Source organism: Cohnella fermenti, assembly GCF_004801405.1.
GTDB classification, from domain to species: Bacteria; Bacillota; Bacilli; order Paenibacillales; family Paenibacillaceae; genus Cohnella; species Cohnella fermenti.
In genome coordinates this window covers 157356-182948 of the sequence record NZ_SSOB01000007.1, presented here as the reverse complement: position 1 = coordinate 182948, position 25593 = coordinate 157356, and the positions used below count along the sequence as shown (strand labels likewise).

The following is a 25593-nucleotide window of genomic DNA, read 5'->3' as shown; positions in this document are numbered from 1 at the left end:
TCCGCACAAACCGAATAATTGCTCGGTTTGTATTGACGACATTGTAGCAAGGGTTCCGTGTCGATGTCAACCATTTCTTATCGGTCTACTGTGAATAAAGCGACAATCGACTCCGCCCTCGCCCGGATGGGCACCTCGTTGCCCGGCATTCTCTGCAGGGTGAGGCCTTGAATCAGGCTGACGAAGTAGTAGGCCAACTCCAGCGGAGAACCGCCGACGAGGAGCCCTTCCCTCTGCCCCTGTTCCATGATCGCGGCCACCGGCTCGAGGTTGTTCGTGAACCGGCTCGTCACCGCGCGCCGGGTCTCTTCGGAGGAGGCATCCGACAGGCGGGCCGTATGGATAAGGATCGTGTACGCCCAGTTGTTGTCGATGGCCAGCCACGATTCGCACAGCAGGCTCAGCTTCTCCCGCGCGTTCCCCTCGCTCCCCGCGAGGCTCGCGACGTGCTGCCCGTAGTCGGTCTGTCCTCTTCTCAGAATCTCGGCGAAGATCTCGTCCTTCGACTTGAAGTAGTGATAGACGTTGCCGATGCTGACGTTCGCGGCGGCGGCGATGTCGTTGATGCTCACCGAGCCGATTCCCTTGATCGCGATCGTCTCGATGGCCGAATTCAGAATTTGGTTGATTCTGGCCTCCCTCACCTGGAGGTCCCTCTCGATATTTCTTGGCGACATGGACGAAGCTCCCCTCTCTCGTTCTCCATTATAGCAGAGGCGGGAGACCCCGCCAGGCCGTATTGGAAGGACGTTCCATAATCCCGCACACGATTCGGATAGAAACGCCCATGGCCCCGCAGGAGGTCTTGATCTATGATCTCCTTGCGGCGATTGTTCTTCAGGACGCCGGCGAGGAGGGATGCCTCAGGGAATGACAGCGCTGACCTACAGACAATTCGCACAGGAGAGGAACGGGTGAGCAACCAGCCTGGCAGCAAATCCAGCCATACAAGCAATCCCATACCGAGAGGAGATACGATGACGTGAGAACAACGAAACGATGGACCGCCTGGGTATGCCTTCTGGCGCTGATTGCCGGAACGTTCCTGGCCCCGATTGGAGCTCCCGGACCGGCGTTCGCCGCAGGCGGCGCCAACCTGGCGGCAGGGAAGGCGACTTCCGAGTCCGGCCACGCCGATGTCTATGGAGCCGCCAACGTGACGGACGGCAATGCGGGCACGTACTGGGAGAGCGTCAACAACGCGTTCCCGCAGTGGGTTCAAGTCGACCTGGGCAGCGCCGTTGCGATCGACCAGGTCGTGCTGAAGCTGCCTTCCGCGTGGGGCAGCCGGACACAGACGCTGTCGATTCAAGGAAGCGCGAACGGCACATCCTTCGCGGACCTGAAGGCATCGGCGAGCTATACGTTCGACCCGAGCTCCGCGAATACGGTCGCGATCGACTTCGCGGCGGCCAGTGTCCGGTACGTGCGCGCCGTCTTCACCGCCAACACCGGCTGGCCGGCCGGTCAGCTCTCCGAGCTGGAGGTGTACGGCACCTCCGCGGCCGCTCCGTCCGCCATTCCGGGGAAGCTTGAAGCCGAGAGCTACAGCGCGATGAGCGGCATCCAGACCGAGACGACGACGGATGCCGGCGGCGGTCTTAACGTCGGCTATATCGACGTCGGAGACTGGATGGACTACAGCGTGAACGTGCAGGCCGCGGGCACGTACACCGTGGAATACCGCGTCGCGAGCAACGCCGCCACGGGGCAGCTCCAGCTCCGGTCGGGAACGACGACGCTGGCCACGACGACGGTGCCGAACACCGGCGGCTGGCAGAGCTGGCAGACCGTGACGGCGAGCGTCGCGCTTGCCGCGGGGACTCAGACGCTGCGCATCTACGCAAGCGGCTACGACTTCAACCTCAATTGGATGAACTTCACGACGGGAAGCTCCGTCGATAACCAGGCTCCTTCGGCGCCGACGGGCTTAAGCTTCACGTTGCCGAGCTCCGGCACGATTGCGCTCTCCTGGAACGCTTCGACCGACAACGTCGGCGTGACCGGCTACGACATCTATGCGAACAGCCAGCTTCGCGCCAGCGTGAGCGGAACGACGCTCTCCTATTCGGACAGCCAATCGGCGTCTGCGACCGTCACCTACTACGTCGTCGCCAAGGATGCCGCCGGGAACGTATCCGCGCCCAGCAATTCCGTGACCCGGACCGGCTCGGGCGGAAGCGGCGATACGAACCTGGCGATCGGCAAGCCGATCTCGGCCTCCTCTTCTACGTTTACTTACGCGGCGGCGAATGCGAACGACAACAATACGAGCACGTATTGGGAAGCAGGCGGCCATCCCGGCACGCTGACCGTCGACCTCGGCGCGAACGCCAACGTCACGTCGGTCGTCGTCAAGCTCAATCCCGACAGCGCATGGGCCACGCGCACCCAGACGATCCAGGTGCTCGGGCATGACCAGAATTCCCAGACGTTCTCGAGCCTGGTCGGAGCCGCGACATACACGTTCAATCCGAGCAGCCAGAACACCGTGACGATTCCGGTGGGGGCGACGGCGAGCAGCGTGCAGCTCCGCTTCACCGCCAATTCCGGCGCGCCGGGCGGGCAAGCCGCCGAATTCCAGATTATCGGCACGATGGCTCCGAACCCGGATCTGAAGGTGACGGGGCTCTCCTGGTCGCCGACCTCCCCGATCGAGACCGACGCCGTCACGCTTAGCGCCGTCGTCCAGAACGCCGGCTCCGTCGCCTCCGCCGCGACAAGCGTGAACTTCTATCTCGGCAGCTCCCTGGTCGGCACCGCCTCCGTAGCGGCGCTCGCCGCAGGAGCGTCGACGACGGTCTCCGCGAACATCGGAGCGAAGGATGCAGGCTCCTACTCCGTCACCGCCAAGGTCGACGAGAGCAATGCCGTCATCGAGACCGACGATTCGAACAACAGCTTCACCTCGTCGTCCGCGCTTATCGTCGGGCAGGTGCAGAGCTCGGATCTGATCGCGACCGCGTCCTGGTCGCCGAGCAACCCGAGCGCGGGCAATACGGTCACCTTCACCGTGAACCTGAAGAACCAAGGCAATATCGCCTCCGCCGCAGGCTCCCACGCCCTCTCGCTGACGCTCAAGAACGCGGCGGGAGCGACGATCCAGACGCTCAGCGGCTCGTACTCCGGCTCCCTGGCGGCGGGCGCCTCGGCGAACGTCGTTCTGGGCACGTGGACGGCGGTCAACGGCAGCTACACGGTAACGGCGACGGTCGCCAGCGATGCGAACGAAGTCGCCATCAAGCAGGCGAACAACACCTCCACGGCCAGCCTGTACTCCGGCCGCGGAGCCAACATGCCGTTCACCGTGCTGGAGGCCGAGTCGACCTCCAATAGCACGAACGGCACACGGCTCGCCCCGAACTTCACGCCGGGCGACTTCGCGGGCGAAGCTTCCGGCCGCTCGGCCGTCCTGCTCGACGCCGGCGGCGAATACGTCGAGTTCACGCTGACCTCGCCGGCCAATGCGTTCGTCCTGCGCAACGCGGTCGCGGAGAACACGACCGGCACGATCAGCGTGTACGCGGACGGAACGGATGTCGGCAACTTCTCGGTCAGCTCCAAGTTCTCGTATCTCTACGCCACGCCGACCACGCTCGGAGAGCTCGGCTACAACAACTCCGGCTCGAAGGCTTACTGGCTGTACGAGGACGCGCAGCTTCTGCTGAACCAGGTATACCCGGCCGGCACCAAGATCAAGATCCAGAAGGACGCCGGAGACGTGTCCTGGATCTACGTCGACATGATCGAGACGGAGAACGTCGCGCCGGCCGCTTCGAATCCGGACCCGAGCAAGTACGTCGAGGTGTCGGGCAGCAAGTCGATCGAGCAGGCGCTGAACGAATTCCGCCAGGATACGACCAAGAAGGGCATCTTTATCCCGGCCGGCGAATGGACGATCTCGTCCAAGATCTATCTGTACGGACGGGCGACGGAGATCATCGGCGCCGGACCGTGGCACACGAAGCTGATCGCGCCGCAGAGCCAGACGAACACCGACGTCGGCTTCAACATCGGCTCCACGGCCAACGGCTCTACGATCAAGGACCTGTCCGCCTGGGGCAACTACATCTACCGCGTCGACGGTCCCGGCAAGTTCATCGACGGCAACGGCATGCAGAACGTCACGATCGAGAACGTCTGGGCGGAGCACTTCGTCTGCCTGTACTGGGGCGTGAATTCCTCGTACAACACGTTCAAGAACAACCGAATCAAGAACACGTTCGCGGACGGCATCAACATGACGAACGGCTCCTCCTACAACGTCATCGACAACAACTACGCCCGCGGAACCGGCGACGACTCGTTCGCCCTGTTCAGCGCGGTCGACTCCGGAGGCTCGTATAACGTCGGCAACAAGTACACGAACCTGACCGCCGTCAACGTCCGGCGCGCCGCCGCCTTCGCCGCGTACGGCGGCCAAGACAACCTGTTCCAGAACCTGTACGGAGCCGATACGCTCACGTATCCGGGCCTGACGATCAGCAGCTACAGCTTCGGCTACAACACGCTCGGCTTCGGCACGCTGGACACCGTCTTCGACGGCATCACGCTCGACCGCACCGGCGGCGACTTCTGGACCAGCGTCGGCGCCGACGACAAGATCAACGACTACCAGAACTTCGGCGCAATCTGGTTCTACGGCGGCGATCGCGACTTCAAGAACATTCTCGTGAAGAACGTCGACATCAACAACCCGGTCTACTTCGGGCTGATGTTCCAGACGAAGTCGCCGGAGAACCTGGCCATGCAGAACGTCCGGCTCGAGAACATCACGATCAACAGCCCGACCCGCTACGGCATCAAGCTGGTGGCGAAGGCGGAGGACGGCCAAGGTCCGGTCGTCGGCTCGGCCAGCTTCACCAACGTCAAGGTGAACAACGCCGGCGTCGCCGCGATCTACGGCGAGAGCAAGAGTCCGAACTTCAGCGTCGTCCGAGTCTCGGGCAACAACTGGTAAGTCGCACTCGGCACAACCGTATCGTTTATCGTTCCGAATCGCAGCAAGGGGCCCCATCGATTGCGATGGGCCCCTTGCTTGGTTTATTTGCCGCTGTATACCCGCACTTGATTGCGCCCGCCGCCCTTGGCCGCATACAGAGCTTGATCCGCCTCGCTCAGCAACTGATAGAGGCTCTCCCCCGCCCCGACCGCCGCCTCGGTCACCCCGACGCTGACGGTCACGGCGATGCTTCTCTCCCCGGTGTGCAAGGGCAAGGGCTGCTCCTCCACCCGCCTGCGCAGCCGGTTCGCCAGCGCCTCGCCTTCCTCCGCCGTGCTTCCTCCCAGCGCCACAGCGAATTCCTCTCCGCCGTAACGGGCGAACAGCATTCCTTCCGCCAGCTCCGCGCTGCACACATCCGCAACATGCTTCAGCAGCCGGTCTCCGGTCTGATGCCCGTACGTGTCGTTGACCCGCTTGAAGTGGTCGATATCGAACAGGATAAGCGCGAACGGCAGCGACGCCTCCTTGGCCGCGACCAGCGCCTGCTCTCCCTTCTGGAAGAAGGCCCGCCGGTTGTAAATCCGCGTGAGCTCGTCATAGTACGCCTGATGCTCCAATTGATCCTGCAGCCTCTTCAGCTCCGTCACGTCGGCGATGATGATGAGCTGGCCCCGCCGGTTGTTGGCATGCCGAAGAGATGTCGCGCGGACCTGGTAGATCCGCTTGGCCGGATCGGAAGCGAAAGGGTACTCGCATACGAACGCCGTCGTCTCCCACTCGGCAGGCAGCGGCGCGCCCGCGAGCTCGAGCCACGCCTGCTCGATACTCATTCCGAACATCGACTTGTCGAGCCTCGGGAACATCGACTCCGCTTGCCGATTGAATTCGATCAGCCGATTCGTCTCGTCCGTCACCACGACGCCGTTGTCCATGCTGTTGAATATCGCGTCCTTGGCGATCGGAACGATCGAGAACATTCGCGACGAATTGATCGACACGACATACAGAATCGAAGACAGCCACAGCACCACGGGAACGGGATCGATCCCCGGCGGGGTAACTCCGATCAAGTACGCGAAGGCGGTGACGATCGGAACGAGCTGGCCGCACATCAGCGCAACCAGTTGGAGCCGATAGGATTGGGCCGTCTCCTTCCAGCGGGACAGCAGGAGCAGGAAGGAGGCGAACATGCAGCCGAAGATGAAGATGCCGTGAACCGCATACCAAGCGCCGATCTCCAGATGCACGTAAGGAGCGCCGAGCACGGGGTCGACTTCGAACACCCGATAATGCAGATGGTGCCAATCGTTCGTGGCCACCATCGCCAACGTAATCGAAGGAATGGTCAGCAACGCCGCGACCCTGCGCTTGGTAACCTTGATCCCAAGGTATCGGCAGTTGAACAGCAGCCCGAGCGGAGGAGAGAACGGCATGCCCATGTACAGAACGATCGTCCACAGCTTCATCTGCTCGAGCGACGTCGCCATCAGGCCGAACGCGGAGCCGAAGCAATACACGGCCGTCGCAGCCGTGTAGAGAACGAAGTACTTCGCGATGTTCGGGTACAGATGCCGCCGGTTCAGCACGTAAATGCACAAGTAGAGATTAAACACGCCCGACGTGCTGATAAGGGTCACGAATGCGGTCAGTTGCGAGTTCACGTGAGATTACCTTCTTTAGTTGGAGTAACCCGTTTATCCTATAATGTAGCACAACTAAAAATAAATGAGAAAAGGAAATTAGATGCAATTCCGATGCATCCAACTTCCTCTTCTCATGAATCGAATGGTCTATCGTTGCGGCCGAACCGCCGTCGTCATGCCGACTCCTCCTCCAGGGACCGCCCCAGCGCATCCAGCATCTCGTTCGTGCCGTGCTCGCGGATCTCCGGCGTATCGTGCCCATCGAAGAAAGCCCCTTGTTCGGTGAAAATCAGCTTCGTCCCGCCCGAGACCGGAACGAACTCTACCGTCGTTATCGAGACGGAGATTCGGGTCGTGTCCGCGTCCAGCGTGTAGGAGTAGACGATGCGCTCTTCCGGCACGATCTCTTGGTAAACCGCGTCGAAGGTAAAGACCGGCCCCTCGGGCGGGCCCCCGCGGCTGAATTCCCGGCCCCCGACGCGGAATTCGAAGCCGTCCGGCTTCGAGAACCACTTGGCCTTGGCGCCGGGATCGGACCAGGCCCGGAATACTCTCGTCGGTGCGGCGGCATACGTCTTCTCGACAATGAAGGTGGCGTGCTTAACGAATCGTTCGGTCATGGATTGTTCGGTCATGGATTGCTCGCTCATGGATTGTCCTCCTTAAAGTGGGTGTCTTCTTCCGCAGCATTCTCTGCGGCACTCTCTGCCGCATCCTCCGTCAGCCAATCTGCCAGCGCATCAAGCCGGCTCATCCAGATCGTCCGCCTCCAGTCGACCAGCTTCTCGTGGCTCGCCTTCATAGCCTGGAACACAGCGGTCAAGTCCTCCACGTTCACGGGCGCATCCGCCGCCATTCGCCGGGACACGTGCCGCAACTGCTCCAGAAGCTGCTGCTGCCTCCCGATCCGCTCCTTGAGCCGCTCGATCTGAAGGTCCACGATCTCGTGCGGCCGGAAGCGGTCTCCGGTCATGGCGGCCTGAACCTCGTCCAGGGACAAGCCCATCTCCTTCAGCGACACAATCTGCTGCAGGCGCGGCAGGTCCGACTCCGCGTATAGCCGATGCCCGGACTCGGTCTGGCCGGAAGGCGAGAACAGACCGATCTGATCGTAGAACCGCAGCGTCCGAACGGTGAGCCCCGTCAGCTTGGCCAGCTCTCCTACCTTCCAATGTCTTGTCATTGCGTCATCCTCGTTAGCGCTAACGTTCTTACCGGTAATTTTATAATAAAAGATGACGTTACGTAAGGTTCAAGCGTTTTTTTCGCGGAGGGGGTGGGGGTAGGGTTTGAGGTGTTTGAGGTGTTTGAGGTGTTTGAGGTGTTTGAGGTGTTTGAGGTGTTTGAGGTGTTTTTTCACATATAATCGTGCAAATCGCCCGTTGTCGGGGGTCGCCAATGTGAAAATTCACATAAAATCCCGGGGGCAGCCCCTCCGCCGAACCCAATCTGCCTACGATGCAACAGTGGACGCTGCCCCCCTTCTGGACGCTTATGCCTCTTCTCCCTCCCGCTCAGGAACCTCCCCTTACGGAGCATGGCCCGAAGATCGCCAAGCCGGCTTCTTCCGGGAGTCCTCTCCGTCGATCCGCGCCGCCACTAATCTGTCCCTGCCGTCCCTCTTCGTGTACAAGCGACCTGTCACCCCTGCACGCAGCGCAGAAGCCTCCCCGACCATCGACCATTGCCGCCCCCCCCTCCATTGCCGACCATCGATCCTTGCGGCTATCGATCCCTGTCATCTTCCACTGCCGACCATCCACTATCACCGTGCCCCAACCGCCGCCGGGTGGGTGTTCCCGGCACATTCCTATCCTGAGCGAATGGGAGAAGAGACATAATGCCGGCAGAGAGGATATGGCGCTGGGGAAGGAGTTGTGATGATAGGAAAGGAGTCGTGACGCGGGGGAAGGGAATGTGACGATAGGAAGGAGATGTCGCGCGGGAAAGGGGACATCGTGCTGGATGGCACGATGATCACTTGTGCGCGGCGCTCCTCTCCCGCTCAGCAAGCGCCCGCTTAGGTCGAATTGCGGCTTAACCTGGCAATATTGGTCCTCCGCCTCTCCTGTCACCGTTCGAATGTCGAATGGGGCGCTGCGGCTCGGCCTATACCTATAGCTTTAAGCGACGGGTATCGTTCGGCCCGACAGAAGCGCAAACCCCGGCCACGGCGGATGCCGAACCGGGGTTTGCCTTGCCTCTGACGCAGGATCACCTCGCCTCTGGCGCAGGGATCGCCTCGCCCCCAGCGCAAAATTGCCTTGCCTCTAGCGCAGCAGCTCGCCGCGGCCGACCGCCTCCCGCTGGCGATCCACCGGATCATGCAGCGTAAGCGTCCTCGCGTTCCGATAATAGCGGTCGAACGCGTACTTCCGGGTCGCGGCCCGGGCGCCCATGACCTGGAACGCCTCGCTCGTGACGCCGAGCGCCGCCTCCGTGGCCGCGATCTTCGCGCGCGAGGCGGCGGCCTTGATGCCGTCCCGCAGCTCGGACTGCCCCTCGAAGGCGCCGAGCATCCGGGCCGCCTTCAGGACCAGCTCCCGCGCTCCCGCGATACGCGCGGACATGTCGCCGAGCCGGAGCAGAATGTACGGGTCCTCCGCGGCGCTCGGCACTCCCGGCCAAGGCCGGGTTTGCTTCTTCACGTAGCGGAGCGCCTCGCGATAAGCACCTTGCGCCATGCCGACGAACTGCGCGGCGAAGTTGACGTGGAACTGCGTCGCGAAGTAATCGGCGTGCCCGCCGTAAGCGCCCGGTCCTCCCATCACATGCGACGCCGGAATAAACACATTCTCGGCTTCGACGCGCCCGCTTCCGGTTCCCCTCTGGCCGATGCCGTCCCAATCGTCGATAACGGCGACGCCGGGGGCCGCAAGCCGAACGACCGGCATCATGTAGCGGTCGTCCTGCGAGCCGTCGACCTCCGCCGCGACCGAGCGCCAGAACGCCCACTTCGCTCCCGGCGAGCCGGTGGCGAAGATTTTGCGGCCGGTCAGCGCGTAGCCCCCTTCAACGGGCCTCATGACGCTCGCGAGGGCGGCGCGGTCGGCGTTCGCTTCGCTGCCGAAGCTGCCGAACAGATGGCCCTGCAGCGCCTCCGCGAAGAAGAACGTCCGCTGCTCCTCGTCGCCCATCGCATGGACAAGCTGAACGCCGGTGTTGTGCAGGGCGAACACTTGCGCGGTCGAGGAGCACCAGGAAGCGAGCTCCATCAGCACAAGCGGCAGCAGGAGCGAATCCCCGCGATAACCCGCGCCGCGTCCTCCCGCCGAGCGGGGAACGCACAAGGCCGGCAGCCCCGCCTCCTTCAAGACGGCGATCGACTCCACCGGATAAACAGCCTCGCGATCGACCCGCTCGGCCTCCGGCCCGACGCTCTCGATCCCCAGCCTCCGCACGATCGAGAGCGTCTCGCGCTGTTCCGGCGTCCACTCCCACAGCTCCTCCGGCGCGAACAACGCTGTATTTTCCCCGGTCATGCCCAGTACCTCTTAGGACAGACGCGAAGCGTCGCGGAACGCTGCGCCCGGATGGTGAGCCGGGAGGCGAGCGGAGCCCTTGCCGAACAGGCGCTCCCGGAAGGTGCCTTCCCCGTATTCCTTCTTGAAGATGCCGCGCTCCTGCAGCACGGGCACGACCAGGTCGATGAAGTCCTCGTAGGAGGCCGGCAGGATGTAGGGCTCCAGATTAAAGCCGTCCACGTCCGTCTCTTCGACCCAATATTGGATCTTGTCGGCCACTTCCTCGGGAGTGCCGATGACGGTCAAGCCGCGGAAGCCCTTCTGCAGGAAGTCCTCGGCCACCTCGCGAACCGTCTTCTTCGTCTTGCTGTGCTTCGTGAAGCGGTCGGTATGGGTCTGCCCCATCTCGGTATGGATGTTCTCGAAGTAGGAGTCCGGATCGAGCTTCGTCAGGTCGATGCCCGTGACGTTCGCATAGCTGGACAGCGTCGCTTCCCTGCTCTGGTAGGACAGATACTCCGCGTGCTTGCGCTCGGCTTCCTCGCGGGTCGGGGCGACGACGACCGACAGGCCGGTGAACACCTTGACCGAAGCCGGGTCGCGGCCGTACTCGACCGCGCGGCGGCGAATGTCGCGGATCTGGTCGCGCAGCACTTCGATGGTCGGAGCCTTAAGGAAGATTCCCTCGGCATGCTTGGCCGCGAAGGCGCGCCCCCGATCGGAGCTCCCCGCCTGGAAGATCACCGGCGTCCGCTGCGGAGACGGCTCGGAGGCGTGATAGCCGGTCAGCTTGAAGTACTTGCCTTCGTGGACGATCCGGTGCACCTTGTCCGGGTCGGTGAACGTACGATTGTCGCGATCGATGCGCACGGCGTCGTCCTCCCAACTGCCCTCGAACAGCTTGTAGCTGACATCCATGTACTCGTCCGCCATGTCGTAGCGCTCGTCGTGCGGAAGGAACAGGTCCTCCCGGCCGAACAGATCGGCCGCGCTCTTGTTGCTTGTCGTCACGACGTTCCAGCCGATCCGGCCGTCGGTGACATGGTCGAGCGACGAGAAGCGGCGAGCATTGGCATAAGGAGCCTCGTAGCTGGTGGAAGTGGTCATCGTGAACGCCAGGTTCTTCGTCACCATCGCGAGCGCCGGGATAAGCATCATCGGGTCGTTGCCCGGCAGGCCGGTCGCCTCGCGGAACGCGAGCTCCGTCCGCTGCTTCGGATAGCCGTAGGTGTCGGCGAAGAACATGAAGTCGAACTTGCCGCGCTCGAGCAGCTGCGCAATGTTTTTCCAGTATTCGATTTTGCTGTAGTAGACGCGATTCTGATCCGGGTGCGCCCAGATGCCTTGGGTAAGGTGATTGACGCTGTTGACTTCGAAGACGCCGAGATGGATCTGCTTCATGACGATCTCTTCCTCTCTGGATGGAGTAGAAAAATCAAACAAGATGGCAAGCGGCCATATGGCCGGACGATACTTCGCGATGAATCGGAACCTCGCGGGCGCATCGATCCGTCGCATACGGGCAGCGGGTATGGAACGCGCAGCCCGAAGGCGGATCGAGCGGCGAGGGAAGATCTCCCTCAAGCACGATGCGCTGCCGCTTGGCGGCTTCCGGGTTCGGGACCGGCACGGCCGACAGCAGCACTTGCGTGTACGGGTGGCGCGGATTCGCGAACAGCTCGTCGGTCGGAGCCTCCTCCACGAGCCTGCCGAGGTACATGATGCCGATGCGGTCGGAGATATGGCGGACAACCGCGATATCGTGGGCGATGAACAGGTACGTCAGCTTGAGCTCGGTCTGCAGCCTGCGCATGAGGTTGATCATCTGCGACTGAATGATGACGTCGAGCGCGGAGACGGGCTCGTCGCAGATGACGATTCTCGGGTTCAGAATGAGTGCGCGGGCGAGCCCGATCCGCTGCCGCTGCCCGCCGGACAGCTCGTGGGGCAGCCGGTAATAATGATCCTGCTGCAAGCCGACCGTACGGAGAATGTCCATCGCCCGCGCGGTACGCTCCTTCGGGCCGCCGATGCCGTGAATGACGAGCGGCTCTTCAAGCGCCTGACCGACGATCTGCCGCGGATTCAGCGAGGAGAAGGGGTCCTGGAACACCATCTGCAGCTCCCGGCGATACGCTTGAAGGGAACGGCGGGATTGCTTGAACAGGTCGACGCCCCGGTAGAAGGCTTCTCCTTCCGTCGGTTCGGTGAGCCTTAGAATGGTTTTGCCGAGGGTGCTCTTGCCGCAGCCGGATTCGCCGACCAGCCCGTAGGTCTCGCCTTCGCGCAGATCGAAGGACACGCCGTCGACCGCCTTGACCGTCGAGCGGCGGAAGCCGGTCTTGCCGGCGGCCGTGTAATGCTTCTTCAAGCCGTTCACCCGCAGCAGCGGCTCCGCGGAGACTTCTTGATGCTTCGCTATCGTCATTGGGCAGCCTCCCATCCGGCAATTCGTCCGGCGTGCCAGCATCTCACCTGGGTGTCGGTGCCCGGCAACGCGGCGAGCTCGGGCTGGGAGGAGCGGCACTTGTCATCCGCATAAGGGCAGCGCGGCGCGAAGCGGCAGCCCGACGGGATCTGGTGCAGGGGAGGCACGCTGCCGGGAACGGCCGGAAGCTCCCGCTGCCGATCTCCGTCCAGCCGGGGAACGGACCTCATCAGCCCGATTGTGTACGGGTGCAGCGGCTTCCGGAACAGGTCGCGCACGCTGCCGCTCTCGACCACCTGGCCCAGATACATGACGACGACGCGGCTGCACGTCTCCGCCACGACGCCCAGGTCATGCGTGATCAGCATGACGCTCATGCCCAGGCGGCGGTTCAGATCCTGGATCAGCTCCAGAATCTGGGCCTGGATCGTCACATCGAGCGCCGTCGTCGGCTCGTCGGCGATGAGCAGCTGCGGCTGGCAGGCGAGCGCGATGGCGATCATGACGCGCTGGCGCATGCCTCCGGACAACTGATGGGGATACTCGCGGGCCCTGCGCTCGGGTGCGGGAATGCCGGTCAAGCGCAGCAGCTCCACGGCCTTCTTCGCCGCCTCCCGTCTCCCGATCGATTGGTGCAGCCGGAGCGTCTCGACGATCTGGTCGCCAATGGTATGGACGGGGTTCAAGGAGCTGAGCGGATCTTGGAAAATCATCGAGATCTCGTTGCCGCGAACGGAGCGCATCTGCTTGGGCGTCAGTCGGAGCAGGTCGCGTTCGCCGTACCGGATCTCGCCTTCGTAGCTGGCCAGCCGCTTCTCGTCGAACAGGCGCAGCACGGACTGGGCCGTGGCGCTCTTGCCGCAGCCGGATTCTCCGACGATGCCGACGATCTCGCCCTTGCCTACCTCGAGCGACACGCCGTCCACGGGCGACACCCGTCCGCGCTCGGTATGGAAGTAAGTCTTCAGCTCTCTGATCTGCAGAAGAGGTTCGGCCGTCATCTTGGGACCTCCTTATCGCGTCATGGTATGGCGGTGCGCTTCGGTGCGCCTTGTGCTGCGACTCATCCGGGTTCATCGTTTCTTGCCCGCGCGCCGGGCGTGGGGGTCCAGCAGATCCCGCAGTCCGTCTCCGAACAGGTTCATCGCGAGCACGACGACAACAAGCGCAAGGCCGGGGAAGATCGTCATCCACGAGGAATTGTAGATGAAGAGCTTGCCGTCCGACAGCAGGTTGCCGAGGCTCGGCGTCGGCGCCGGAATGCCCGCGCCGAGGAAGCTCAGCGCGGCTTCGACGATGATCGCCTCCGCGAAGACGAACGAGCCTTGCACGATCAGCGGGGACAGCGCGGCCGGCATGAGGTGCTTCCAGACGATCCGGTTATGGGACGCCCCGAGGGCGTGCATCGCTTCCACGTAGGTCTGCTCCTTGGCGACAAGCGTCGAGGAGCGGACAAGCCGGGCGATCGACGGAACGAAGACGATCGTGAGGCAGATCATCAGGTTCCCGACGCTCGGCCCCAGCGCCGCCATCATCGCGATTGCGAGCAAGATCGCCGGGAAGGCGAACAAGCCGTCCATCACGCGCATCAGAATCTGATCGAGCCACTTGACGTATCCGGCATACAGCCCGACGACAAGCCCGAGCAAGGAGGAAGAGAGCGCCACGACGAAGCCGATCTCGGCCGACATCCTTGTGCCGTAGAGAACCCGGGTCAGCAGGTCCCGGCCGAAGTTGTCCGTGCCGAGCGGATACTCGGCGCCGGGAGGCTTCAGGCGGTCGGCGACCTCGAGCGCGTAAGGGTCCCGGCCGGTCAGCCAGGGGGCCAGCAGCGACACGACGGCGACGAGAAGGAGCAGCGCGCTGCCGATGACCGCCGACTTGTTCGCGAGGAAGCGGCGAACGAACAGCCGGCGGTTCTCCCGCCGCAAGCGCAGCCGGCCGGCCGCCAGCTCCGCCGGGGAGCGCTCGTCGGCCGTCGTTATCGAATCCGCCGAATTTTCTGCCGCATCTTCTGCCGCATCTAATGAAGTCGCCGAATCTAATGAGGTCAATGAAGTCATTGCCGTTCCACTCCTTCCTTCGTCATTGAAGTCGGACCCTCGGGTCGACGATCGCATAGAGCAAGTCGACGACAAGGTTGACCAGCACGTAGGCGAAGGCGACGAACAGGACGACGCCCTGGATGACCGAGTAGTCTCGGCGCTGGACCGAATTGACGAGCAGCTGCCCCATGCCGGGGATGTTGAAGATCGATTCGATGACGGCCGCTCCGGCGATCAGCGTGCCGAACGAGCCGCCGACAACGGTCAGAATCGGAAGCCACGAGTTGTGCAACACGTGCCGGTAGACGATGCCGCGTTCCCCGACTCCCTTGGCCAACGCCGTCTTGACGAAGCTCTCGTTGAGCACGTCGAGCATGGAGGAGCGCACGACCCTCGCCAGCAGCGCGGCCTGAACGATTCCAAGCGAGAGGGCGGGCAGAATCAGGTATTGCAGATGGGTCCACAGCCCGGCGGAGAGAGGCTTGTACCCGGATACGGGCAGCCACTTGAGCTGAACGGAGAAGAGGAGCACCGTGAACATGCTGAGCACGAAGCCGGGGACGGTAATGCCGAACAGCGAGAACCCCGTCAGCGCCTTGTCGGCCGCTTCGCCGCGTCTTGAAGCGGCGCGGATGCCGAGCGGCAGGGCGATGACGACGGCGATGAGCTCCGCCAGCACGGCCAGCGAGAGCGTCGGCCCCAGGTGCTCGGCCAGCGCCGCGCGAACGGACTGCCTCATGAAGAGCGAGTCGCCGAGATTGCCCTGCAGCGCATGTCCGATCCATCTTCCGTACTGCTGCAGCAGCGGCAGGTTCAGCCCCATCTGCTCCCGCAGCGCTTCGATCGTCTCGGGGCTGGCGCCGTCTCCGAGCATAACGGCCGCCGGATCGCCGGGGATCAGGTAGATGATCAGGAAGACGATGACCGACAGGACGAAGAGCACGGGAATCGTGGCCAGCAGCCGTCTCGCGATGTAGAATGCCATGTGAAGGCTCCTCCTTCCGTTTTCTATGGACGGGTCATGGGCGGTGTGCGTGCGGTGTGCTTACGGGCGACAACGGAGGCGCACAGAGGACAACGCAGAGGACGGGCGACAACGGACAAGGGGCCGCATCGGTCCCGGTAAGGACCCTGCGGCGCCTGCCTGCCCGTTCTCTTGCTTGCGTTCCCTTCGCCTTCGTTGTCCCGCCCCGCAATAAGCCGCGTTACTTCGACAGCTTCACGTTGGCCAGGTTCGGGTAGCCGGCGAGCGTAACCAAGCCGGTGAGCTTGCTGCGGGTAGCTCTCTGGGAATACGTATCGCCGATCTTGACGGCGGCCAGATACTCCCATTCGTATTGCTGCAGCGCATCGTTGGCGGCCTTGATCTCCTCCGGCGTGACGGCGGCCGTCAGCGCCTTGTTCAGCTCGGCGAGCTTGGCGTCGTCGGCGAAGCCGTAGGTCGGGTTCAGATAGAGCAGTTGGGACGGAGTGGACGGCATTGTGAACAGGCCGACGTAGATGTCCCAGGCGTTCGGATCGGCCCGCTTCTTCAGCAGGGTGGCGAAGTCGGTGATGTCGAGCTTCGTCTTGACGCCGATCGCTTCAAGCTCCTTCTGCACGACGATCGTGGCGTTGTAGAAGGAACCTCCCAGCTCCTTGGTCGTGAGCAGCGTCACTTCCTCGCCGTTATAGCCGGCTTCCTGCAGAAGCTGCTTGGCTTTGTCAGGATTCTTCTGGTTGTAGTTGTCCTGCCCGGCTTCGCTGTACCAGGTCGTGTTCTCCGGATACATGTAGCTCGGGTTCAAGCGATACAGGTCGGGCGAGCTGACCGTGCCGAGCAGAATCTCGTCGTCATCCAGAACGGCGGCAACCGCTTCGCGGTACTTCACGTTCGAGAAGAGCGGAGACTTCTTGTTGAACACGAGGTTGATGTCCGAGCCGAGAATCTTGTCCACCGTAACGTCGGACAAGCCTTGAACCTGCGGCAGGTTGTCCAGCGTGAGGTCCACGTAATCGTAGGTTCCGGCGAGGAACGAGGCGAAGCGGGTCGCGCTGTCCGGAACGATATCGAAGATCACGTCCTGGAGGAAGACCTCCTTCTTGCCGGAGAGTCCGGAAGGAGCGGCATCGACCGACCGGTAGTCGTCGAACTTGGCGAGGTGGACGTATTGGTCCTGCTTCCACTCGACGAACTTGAACGGCCCGGTACCGATATATTCCGTCACGCCGTCCGCACCGGCGGCTTCGACGACTTCCTTCGGCAGGATGGCGGCGTTGTTGAGCACGTGGCTCAGTTGCGACAGAATATCGTTGCGCGGCTCGGCCAGGGCCAGCTCGACCGTGTAGTCGTCCTTGATCGTGAACTCCGAATCTCCCAGAGAAGCCTGGGCCCGGCCCGTGAGCGTCTTCCAGCGGTTCAGCGAGGCGACGACGTCCTCCGCCTTCATCTCTTTGCCGTTGTGGAACTTGACTCCCTGGCGAAGATGGAACGTATACGTCTTGCCGTCTTCGCTGAGGTCGTAAGATTCGGCGAGCATCGGAACCGGATTGAAGTTCTCGTCGAAGGCGAACAGCCCTTCGAAGATGTTGAGCGTGACATAGACGTTCGTGTTGAGCGCAAGGTGCGGATCGAGCGTCGGCACCTGCTGCGCGAGCGGGAACCGCAGCTCCGTGGCGAGGTTGTCCGCGGCGGGCTCGGCGGCTTGCGAAGCGCCGGAAGCACCGGAGGACGTGCCGGAGGCGGCGCCGTTGCTTCCATTATCGGAAGAGCAGCCGTATACCGCGAATAATGCAACGATCAGCAGCGACAGCACCGAATGACGGTAAAATTTGTTCATCTCATGTCTCCCCTATTCTTTTTGTTAAAGTCAATAATTCCAACTTGTATTATCGGATTAATGACTTTAACTATATCCGAATCCGTTCTTCTTGTACATTAAATCCTTTTAATAATGGAGTTTAAAAATAATAATGGCTGACCCGCCGCTCACGTATCCCACTCCAGCAGCTTCTCCGCGGCGCGGACGAACAGCTGCACCCCGATAGGCAGCGCGTCTTCGTCGAAGGCGAACTTCGGGTGGTGGTGAGGGAAGACGATTCCTCTCGCGGGATTGCCGGCCCCGATGTTGACGAATGTTCCCGGCGCCTTCTGCTGATAGGCGGAGAAGTCTTCCCCGCTCATCCCCGGCGGCGTGCGGACGACGGCATCCCGACCGACCAGTTCCACGGCGGCTTCCTCGAGAATGCGGGTGAGCGCCTCGTCGTTGACAACCGGCTTGTAGCCGAGCACATAATCGAACTCGAATTCGGCGCCGTGCGCGGCCGCAATTCCCTGAACGATGCGAAGCAGCTGCTCCCGCGCGTCCTGGCGGACCTGCTCACCGAAGCTGCGCACCGTGCCCTTGAGCACGGCCGTGTCGGGGATGACGTTATGCGAAGCGCCGGCCGTGAACTGCGTGATGGACACGACAAGCCGGTCGAGCGGGTTCGTGCAGCGGGAGACGATATGCTGCGCGTTCGCGACGATCTGCGCCCCGACGGCGATCGTATCGACCGCCCGATGAGGGAAGCCGGCATGGCCCCCGTACCCCTTCACCGTGATTGTGAAGTTGTCCGGGGAAGCGGCCATGTCGCCGTAGACGACGCCGATCTGTCCGAGCGGCAGTTGAGAAGCCAGATGCTCGCCGAACACCCAATCGACGCCGTCCATGACGCCCGCTTCGACAAGCTCGATCGCCCCGCCGGGAGGCAGTTCCTCCGCATGTTGGAAAATAAATCGAATCTCGCCATGAAGCCGATCCCGGCGAGAGGAGAGCAGGCGGACGGCGGCAAGCAGCATCGCCGTATGGCCGTCGTGGCCGCACGCGTGCATGACGCCGGACACCTCGGAGGCGAATTCCAGGCCGCTCTCCTCCTGAATGGGGAGCGCGTCGATATCCGCGCGCAAGGCGAGCGTCCGGCCCGGCTTGGCGCCGATCAGCCGCGCCACGACGCTGGTCGGAGCAGGGCGGCTGATCTCCAGGCCGCCGTCGATGCTGCGCAGCGTCGCTTCCACGAACGCCGCAGTGTTCGTCTCCCGGAAGCTCAGCTCGGGATGACGATGCAGATGTCTTCTCCAGGCGACAAGCTGCTCGGCGAGGCCGTCCGGCCATTCTTCCGGATAGGCATTGAGCGGTTCTGCCATGGCCGTTACTCTCTCTCGAACGCCTGCAAGGCGTTCACGCGATGCGCCATGGCGGAGCCGGCCTTCAGCACGGTGGCGACAAGCGTCGTCTCGGCGAGCTCCTCGATCGAGATGCCCTCTTCCTTCGCCCGGCGCGTGAACACTTCGATCGAATAGGCGCTGCCTTCGACCAGGGCGGAGCCGACCGCGATCAGCAGCTTCTCCTTCGCGGAGAGGCGGCCGCCGACCAGCGACTTGTGGAGGAATTCGTGGAAGCTGCTGTACAGGTCCTCGTTGACATCTTCGAGCTTCTCGGCCAGCTCGATGTTGGCGAGCGGAACGAGGTCCGGCTGCTGGCTGCCTTCGTACACCCGCAGCGCGTTCGTGGCGTTGAAGAAGGCGGAATGGGCCTTGACGGCGGCTGCGACGGTCACCGCTTCGAAGATCTCCTCGAAGGAGGCTTGTTCGGCCTTGGACTTGCCGACATGCGCTTCGATGCAATACGGGCAGCCCGTGATGTGGGCGACGGCGACCGCGATCAGCTCCTTCGTCTTGACGGAGAGGGCGCCTGCGGCAAGCGCCTTGACGTTGAATTCGCCGAACGCCTTGAATCCTTCGGGGGCGAAGGGGAACAGCTTGGCCGAGAAGCTCGGCGAGTGGCGGGCGTACAGGCTTGCGTTCGTTTGGGACGTTTGGGGCTGGCTGGCAGTTTCGCTCATGGGGAGAACCTCGCTTTTTCCAGGGATAATTTAATTCATTGTAATCCGCTTGGATTATTGGATATCTTGTCTGTATAATAGAGGATAAGAAGCGGGTTGTATAATTGATATCTGTAAAGCCGCGATTTATAAATATTTAATTCGAGCATTCGAGAGGGGCGTCGCCCGTGGAGATTCGACTTATCAAGACCTTCCAGACGATCGTGAAGCTCGGCAACTTCCAACGGGCGGCAGAGGCGCTCCAATATTCCCAGCCGACGATTACGATTCAGATCAAGAAGCTCGAGGAGGAGCTGGGCGTCAAGCTGTTCGAGCGCGGCAAAACAATTACGCTGACGACCGCGGGGCGCCTGTTCCACGAGCGGGCCGACACGCTGCTGCGCGAATACGACGATCTGAACGTCGCGCTCAGCGACTTCCTCCTCGGGGACGCCGGCCTGATCCGCTTCGGCGCGTCGGAGCCGTCGGCCAGCAACCGCGTGCCGGAGATTCTCGCCGCCTTCACCCGGCAGAAAACAAAGGTGCAAACGAAGGTAACGATCGGAACGACCCGGGAGCTGGCGGGCTTGCTGCTCGAGGATCGGATCGACCTGGCGCTGTGCAACCAGCCGGAGCCTCATCTGGAGCTGGAGTTCCATCCGCTGCTGAAGGAGACGTTCAAGCTGATCGTTCCGGACGATCACCCGCTCGCGGCAAGAGACCTTATCCGGCTGCAGGACCTGAAGAACGAGAAGTTCCTGTTCACGCCCGGCTCCTGCGCCTTCCGCATCCGGATCGAGGAGATGATCACGAAGCAGATCGGCAAGCTGCGCCAGAGCAGCATCGAGGTGGCGGGCATTACGGCGCTCAAGTATTACGTGCAGGCGAAGCTGGGCATCGCGCTGGCTCCCGTCGTCGCGATTGCGCCCCCGATTCCGGGCGTCGTCGTCAAGGATGTCGCGGACTTGCTGGACGGGCCTTCGCTCGGAATTCTGACCCGCCGCAACACCGCGTCCATGAGCCGAATCAGCCAAGAGCTCGTCGAGGAGATCAAGCGGTTCTATTCCCGACTCTAAACGTTAACGCCGGGGACTTTGCTCGGGGAACTTTACTATTGCCTAATTCCGGCTTCACTTTTTTCTATTGTACTTTCCGGCCGCGCTCCACTATCCTCTCTAGATAAAGGCATTAATTCCGATGAGCGAACCGGAATATGGCGACGGAAGGAAGGCATACGCGGTGAGAAAAATCCATTTAGGCATCTTCGACATCAATACGCTTAATCAGATGACCCAAGGGCTGTGGGCGCATCCCGACAACGAGTCTTACCGGTACAAGGAGCTGAGCTTCTGGATCGAGCTGGCTCAGCTTCTGGAACGCGGCTTGTTCGACTTTATGTTCTTCGCGGATTCCTATGGGTATCCTAATCAAAAGAGGGAGCTGTCCTACCGCGAGGCGGTGTATGCGCCATCGAACGACCCGATGCTGCTCATCCCGGCGCTGGCGGCGGCGACGAAGCATCTGGCCTTCGTCACGACGGCTTCTCCCGTCTATGAACTGCCCTATCCGAACGCGCGCCGCTTCTCGACGCTCGATCACTTGACGGGCGGCCGCATCGGCTGGAACGTCGTCGCCACGGGCGGCATCAGCGGCGCGGAGGCGTTCGGCCGGGACGGCATCCTGCCCCATGACGAGCGCTACGAGCAGGCCGAGGAATTCATGGAAGCCAGCTACAAGCTGTTCGAGGGAAGCTGGGCGGACGATGCGGTCGTCGGCGACAAGCAGCGGCGCTATTACGCCGACTCCTCGAAGGTGCGCATCGTCGAGCACGAAGGACGCCATTATCGAATGAAGGGGGCTCACTCCAGCGAACCTTCCGTTCAGCGCACTCCGGTGATTTTCCAGGCGGGGAGCTCCGAACGGGGGCGCGACTTCGCGGCCAAGCACGCGGAAGGGGTGTTCCTGAAGGCGCCGACCGTAGAAGCGCTGAGGGCTCAGGTGCTCGACATTCGTCGCAGGGCGGCCGCGTTCGGGCGCGGTCCGGAGGAGATCAAGATCTTCACCGGCCTCTCCGCCGTCGTCGGCCGCACGAAGGAGGAGGCGCAGCGCAAGCTGGAGTCTTACCGGGCATACGCAAGCCGGGAGGCGGCGCTGCTTACCTACGAGAATTCGACCGGCATCGATCTTGCGGCGCTGGACCCGGACGCCCCGTTCGTCAATGTGAAGACGGAGCAGGGCCTCAGCCATACGGAGAGGTACACGAAGCACAGCGGCTCCGTGCAGACGGTGCGCGACGTCATGGACAACTTCGCGAGCAAGGAGTTCCGCGGCATTACGATCGCGGGAACGGCGGACGAGATCGCGGATCGGATGCAATATTGGGTCGAGGAGACGGGCATCGACGGGTTCAACCTGGAGAGGTACGTGCTTCCGGGCGGGCATCGCGACTTCGTCGACCAGGTCGTGCCGGTGCTGCAGAAGCGGGGAATGTTCCGGGAACGCTACGAGGAGTCGTCGCTTCGCGAGCGGCTGTTCGGCAAGGGAACGGCCCGGCTCGCGGATTCGCACCCCGGGGCGGCCTATCGAATCTGAGCGACACTCGGCGACACTCGGCGGCACTCGGCGGCAATCCAGCCATTAGGCGAATTGCAGGGAAAGGCCCCGGCCGGCGGGATGCCGAGATGGGGCCTTTCTGTGTTTGGTTGCTATGACAGTTATTGAGCCATGTAGCCGCCGCCAGCAATAGTGAAGGGCCATTTTATGTGATTTTTCACATTCGCCAACTTATGTAAGCGCTTCATTTTCTGATTTTATGCGATTTTTCACACTTATAGCCCTCCGTTCCCCCTCCACCTGCCGATTTTATATGGTTTTTCACACACATTCCCTCTCGTACCCCCTCTCCGCGCCAATTGTATGCGATTTTTCACATTCGTTGAGCTTACTTTGGCGATTTGCGCGATTGGATATGCGGAGCGAGGCCATTCGGAGTTGGTCGTGTGCGGTTTTTCGCATTCATTCGGCGGATCGAGGCGGCTTGGGCTTGATTGTGTTTAGTTTTTCGCATTCATTCGGCGGATCGAGGCGGCTTGAGACTGATGTGTGCGGTTTTTCGTTTTCGTTCGGAGGACGTCCGTTCGCGACGTGCTTGCTTCTGGCTGTCGCGTGCGCCTGACGTGCCGTTAGCTCAATCAACCCGCGAGCGGCGGGCCGGTTGGGCTTCTTCCAACGCTTAGCTTTATTACGCTATTGCCCGTTCCCCGACACGAGCCGTTCAAGCCGGTCCAGGTTCTGCTCGTTGGCGGCGGCGCAAAAGTCTTTGACCCGCTCGAATTCCTCTGCGTGGGCGAACGTCTGCCGGAAGGTCAGGCGGGTACTCCCGTCTGACTGCTCGAAGGTTGCGGCGAGCCGGAACTCGTGAACGTCGTGCGGATGCTTCAGCACGATTCGCTCCGGCGGCGCCACTTCGACGAACACATACCGAAGCGGGTACTCCGCTCCGTCCGGACCGCGCATCACGAGCAGCCATTCCGCTCCCGCTGTCGGATCGAACTTCCGGAACTCGTTCCGGAAGCCTTCCGGCCCCCACCACAAAGCCAGCTCCGCCGCATCGGTCCAAGCGCGGAAAAGCCGCTCCCGCGAACAGTTATACACCCGGACCGAGACGATCTCGTGCTCTCCGATGGTCGCCGTCATGCCGGCCCCCTCCTCTGCAAGTCCGATTCTATCACCGCCGCGGCCCCGGCAAGCCGGACTCGCAGCAGACAAGTCCCGCCGCCGCCTTCGAGTTCCTCTGTCAACGCCAACGCCGCGAATCCCACGGATACTCCTCGCTCAGCTTCGCGAGCTCGTCCGGCGTCGCTTCGCTGTCGGCGTAACGGACTCGGCCGTACAGCTCGGCGAACCGCAGCCGCGCCTGCCGCAGCCAGCCGCCGAGCCCGGTCGCGTTCCCCGAAGCGCCCTTCGCCGGACCCCCGGACGGCCGGGACGCGTCCCACCGCTCGATCGCTTCCAGCGCCTCCGCCGGCGTATCCGACGCTCTCGGCTTGTAGCCGGCTTCGGTCGCCAGCAGCACCGAATCGAGATAGAGCCGCCGCACCTTCTCGCGCGAAGTCAGCTTCTCCCACTCGGTCCGCCCGATCGGCTTGTTCGCGCCGCGTCGAAGCCAGCGCGACTGCGCCTGGCGCAGCGACTTGCCGATGTCGAGCAGGCTCTCCTTCTCGTCGACATAAGCGGGCGCGGGCGGCGGTTCTCGCCGCTGGAGCAGCTTGGAGAGAAGCTTGCTTAGTCTCGCCGCCACCTCGCGCCACCATGCCCGGTTCAGCAGCAGTTTTTTCGCAATCAGCCAAATGAGGAAACCGCCGATAACCCCCCCCAATGCATACATTCCATAATCGAGCCACTTCGTCCACGCTCCCGGCGGCGAGGCTTCCGGCAGCGCAGGGAAGGAGGGTGTGTCGGCATCGAGCGAAGCGCTCGGCTCGGGCTCTGCGGGCGACGACTTCGGCCAGTGCTCGCGGAGGAACTCCTTGATTATGCTCCAGAGATGGAAGTTGCCGGTGAGCAGGTAGACGATCAGCACCGCCGCCAGCAGCAACGCAAGGTACCGACGGCTGGCCCGGGAGACGATTCGCGTCACAATGCCGTCGTGCAAGCCGGCGGAATCCATCATGTCGTTATGTACGACAAACGCCGTAACAACGAACCAGACGATCCCGGAGACGATAAATAACGCCCGATACGGCCCAAGCTCCGGCTCCCAGTAGACGGCCATCAGCGCGATGCCGTTCGTTGCGATGCCGATGGCGGGAATCGCCGCCGGGCGGAAGCTTCGCCGGCTGGCCCAGGCGAGCCCGCCCCAATAGAGAATCGGCAGCGTCCAGTGGGCGCCAAGCCGAACGAAGACCAGAGCGATTGCCGCGAGCAGGGCCGCATAAGCCAGCCAGCTCGGCATTCGCCGGACGGAGGCCAGAAGGGCTCCGAACAACGCGGCAGCAAGCGCAGCGGCAATCCCGCTTCCGATCGAGCCGAACGAGCCAAGCACGGCAAGCGCTGCCGCTGCGGGAAGCCAGGCGAGCCACTGACCGATCGCGCGCGGAACGGCGGCGAAGAACGCGTTCCCCTTCATGCGATCGCCTCCCGATAAAGAATAAGTGTCTCTACCCGATTGCCGGCATGGCGCAGATGATCGACCAGTTGCTTCTGCTTCGGCGTGAGGAACGCGGTAATCAGCAGCAGGTTCGCGTTCCGAAGGCCCGATGCGATCATCTCCTCCAGCACGAAGCTCAGCTCTCGCCGCACCTCCGCTTCGAAGACGGCCATCAAGTGAAGCAGCCGGAACAGATGCTCCCGCCCGGATCGGGGCTCGATCCTTAGCGGCACCTCATCGCGGCCGATGACCTTGCCGTTGAAGATAATCCCCGCCTTGCCTCCTCCCCCGATCAACGATTGGAGGATCGACGCGGCGTAGCTGACGGCATCCTCGAATACTTCCGGCATGACGCGCCGGTTGGCGTCCGCATCCATCAGCTCCGCGTTCAGCATGACGATCAGATCGTTATCCGTCATGCTCTCCCGCTTGTTCACCAGCAGCCGGCCGGTCTTGGCGGTGGCGCTCCAATTCACCTGCTTCATCGAATCGCCGTTCCGATAGTCGCGAACTCCCGCCACGTGCTCATGATCCTCGCGGAAAGCCTCGCTCATGCTAAGCACGCTCTGCATGAACTTGCGGACGGAGACGGGCAGTTGCCCCGGCTCCTTGAGCCTCGGGAGCACGGTCAGCTCGCACTCGGCGTTCATGCCGAATGTCAGCGTGCTTCCCCCGAGCGCGTCGCCGACCGTGCAGGTCACGCTCGACAGCCGGTAGATCCCGCGGCGCACGCAGGCGACCTCATGCTTGCGCAGAACCCGCGTGAACGGAGACATGCTGAACAGGCTGGCATGGTTCTGCAGCAGCGCCCCCGAGCTGACCCGCATCTCCGCGTTCTCGCCCGCGCTGTCGAAGCGCAGCATGGAGGGCATCATCGTCTCCACCCGAATCCACGGCAGCGGCAGCAGCTTGGCGTTCGCGATCCGCTCGCTGAGGATAACGCGCTGTCCGGCGAAGACGTACGGCTCGCTGAAGAACCGCTCGTAGCGGATTCCCTTCGCCCCCCACAGACGGAACGCCAGCCGCTGCGCAAGGTAGACTCCCGCGAACACCGTCAGAAGCCATACGACGGCCATC

Annotated in this window: 19 protein-coding genes; 3 read left to right on the top strand and 16 right to left on the bottom strand. The window is 62.6% G+C overall.

From position 1 onward, the window contains the following. Positions 1–77: 77 nt before the first annotated feature. The gene (locus E6C55_RS07560) at positions 78–677 is read right to left on the bottom strand and encodes a TetR/AcrR family transcriptional regulator (protein WP_136369168.1); all 600 of its coding nucleotides are present in this window, start codon (positions 675–677) and stop codon (positions 78–80) included. Between the two features lie 305 nt (positions 678–982). Here E6C55_RS07560 and E6C55_RS07555 point away from each other — a divergent pair, with 305 nt between their 5' ends. Then, on the top strand, positions 983–4960 hold the full coding sequence (locus E6C55_RS07555; RefSeq protein ID WP_230986590.1) for a carbohydrate-binding protein: 3978 nt from the start codon (positions 983–985) through the stop codon (positions 4958–4960). 83 nt (positions 4961–5043) lie between these two features. Here E6C55_RS07555 and E6C55_RS07550 read toward each other — a convergent pair whose 3' ends face one another. From E6C55_RS07550 to E6C55_RS07495, 12 genes are all read right to left on the bottom strand, one after another. Then, complete coding sequence (locus E6C55_RS07550; RefSeq protein ID WP_136369166.1) at positions 5044–6606, bottom strand: histidine kinase N-terminal 7TM domain-containing diguanylate cyclase; 1563 nt, start codon at positions 6604–6606, stop codon at positions 5044–5046. Positions 6607–6761: 155 nt separating this feature from the next. Continuing rightward, entirely contained in the window at positions 6762–7208 is a 447-nt protein-coding gene (locus E6C55_RS07545; RefSeq protein ID WP_136369206.1) for an SRPBCC family protein, read from the bottom strand. A 26-nt stretch (positions 7209–7234) separates the two neighbouring features. Continuing rightward, positions 7235–7771 (bottom strand): MerR family transcriptional regulator, encoded by a 537-nt coding sequence (locus E6C55_RS07540; protein WP_136369165.1) that lies wholly within the window; start codon positions 7769–7771, stop codon positions 7235–7237. Between the two features lie 1087 nt (positions 7772–8858). Then, a complete protein-coding gene (locus E6C55_RS07535; RefSeq protein ID WP_136369164.1) occupies positions 8859–10070 on the bottom strand; it encodes an acyl-CoA dehydrogenase family protein in 1212 nt (403 codons plus the stop codon). Positions 10071–10082: 12 nt separating this feature from the next. Then, on the bottom strand, positions 10083–11453 hold the full coding sequence (locus E6C55_RS07530) for an LLM class flavin-dependent oxidoreductase (RefSeq protein WP_136369163.1): 1371 nt from the start codon (positions 11451–11453) through the stop codon (positions 10083–10085). 34 nt (positions 11454–11487) lie between these two features. Beyond that, a complete protein-coding gene (locus E6C55_RS07525; protein ID WP_136369162.1) occupies positions 11488–12480 on the bottom strand; it encodes an ABC transporter ATP-binding protein in 993 nt (330 codons plus the stop codon). Then, positions 12477–13481: an ABC transporter ATP-binding protein gene (locus E6C55_RS07520; RefSeq protein ID WP_136369161.1), complete on the bottom strand. Its 1005-nt coding sequence runs from the start codon at positions 13479–13481 to the stop codon at positions 12477–12479. The genes E6C55_RS07525 and E6C55_RS07520 overlap by 4 nt, the downstream gene beginning before the upstream one ends. A 72-nt stretch (positions 13482–13553) precedes the next feature. Then, a complete protein-coding gene (locus E6C55_RS07515; protein ID WP_136369160.1) occupies positions 13554–14543 on the bottom strand; it encodes an ABC transporter permease in 990 nt (329 codons plus the stop codon). Positions 14544–14565: 22 nt separating this feature from the next. Continuing rightward, positions 14566–15510 carry an ABC transporter permease gene (locus E6C55_RS07510; protein ID WP_136369159.1) on the bottom strand — a complete coding sequence of 315 codons (945 nt, stop codon included), beginning with the start codon at positions 15508–15510 and terminating at the stop codon, positions 14566–14568. 220 nt (positions 15511–15730) lie between these two features. Continuing rightward, the gene (locus E6C55_RS07505) at positions 15731–17344 is read right to left on the bottom strand and encodes an ABC transporter substrate-binding protein (protein ID WP_136369158.1); all 1614 of its coding nucleotides are present in this window, start codon (positions 17342–17344) and stop codon (positions 15731–15733) included. Between the two features lie 149 nt (positions 17345–17493). Then, a complete protein-coding gene (locus E6C55_RS07500; protein ID WP_136369157.1) occupies positions 17494–18690 on the bottom strand; it encodes an amidohydrolase in 1197 nt (398 codons plus the stop codon). A 5-nt stretch (positions 18691–18695) separates the two neighbouring features. Next, the gene (locus E6C55_RS07495) at positions 18696–19388 is read right to left on the bottom strand and encodes a carboxymuconolactone decarboxylase family protein (protein WP_136369156.1); all 693 of its coding nucleotides are present in this window, start codon (positions 19386–19388) and stop codon (positions 18696–18698) included. Between the two features lie 167 nt (positions 19389–19555). Between E6C55_RS07495 and E6C55_RS07490 the strand changes: the two genes are divergently transcribed. Beyond that, positions 19556–20443: a LysR family transcriptional regulator gene (locus E6C55_RS07490; RefSeq protein ID WP_136369155.1), complete on the top strand. Its 888-nt coding sequence runs from the start codon at positions 19556–19558 to the stop codon at positions 20441–20443. Positions 20444–20606: 163 nt separating this feature from the next. Then, on the top strand, positions 20607–21959 hold the full coding sequence (locus E6C55_RS07485; RefSeq protein ID WP_230986589.1) for an LLM class flavin-dependent oxidoreductase: 1353 nt from the start codon (positions 20607–20609) through the stop codon (positions 21957–21959). 654 nt (positions 21960–22613) lie between these two features. Here the strand turns inward: E6C55_RS07485 and E6C55_RS07480 are convergent. The 3 genes from E6C55_RS07480 to E6C55_RS07470 all read right to left on the bottom strand — a co-directional run bounded on the left by E6C55_RS07480 (position 22614) and on the right by E6C55_RS07470 (position 25592). Next, positions 22614–23063: an SRPBCC domain-containing protein gene (locus E6C55_RS07480; RefSeq protein WP_136369153.1), complete on the bottom strand. Its 450-nt coding sequence runs from the start codon at positions 23061–23063 to the stop codon at positions 22614–22616. 100 nt (positions 23064–23163) lie between these two features. Beyond that, complete coding sequence (locus E6C55_RS07475) at positions 23164–24495, bottom strand: DUF4129 domain-containing protein (protein WP_136369152.1); 1332 nt, start codon at positions 24493–24495, stop codon at positions 23164–23166. Continuing rightward, on the bottom strand, positions 24492–25592 hold the full coding sequence (locus E6C55_RS07470; RefSeq protein ID WP_136369151.1) for a DUF58 domain-containing protein: 1101 nt from the start codon (positions 25590–25592) through the stop codon (positions 24492–24494). The genes E6C55_RS07475 and E6C55_RS07470 overlap by 4 nt, the downstream gene beginning before the upstream one ends. Position 25593: the final 1 nt, after the last annotated feature.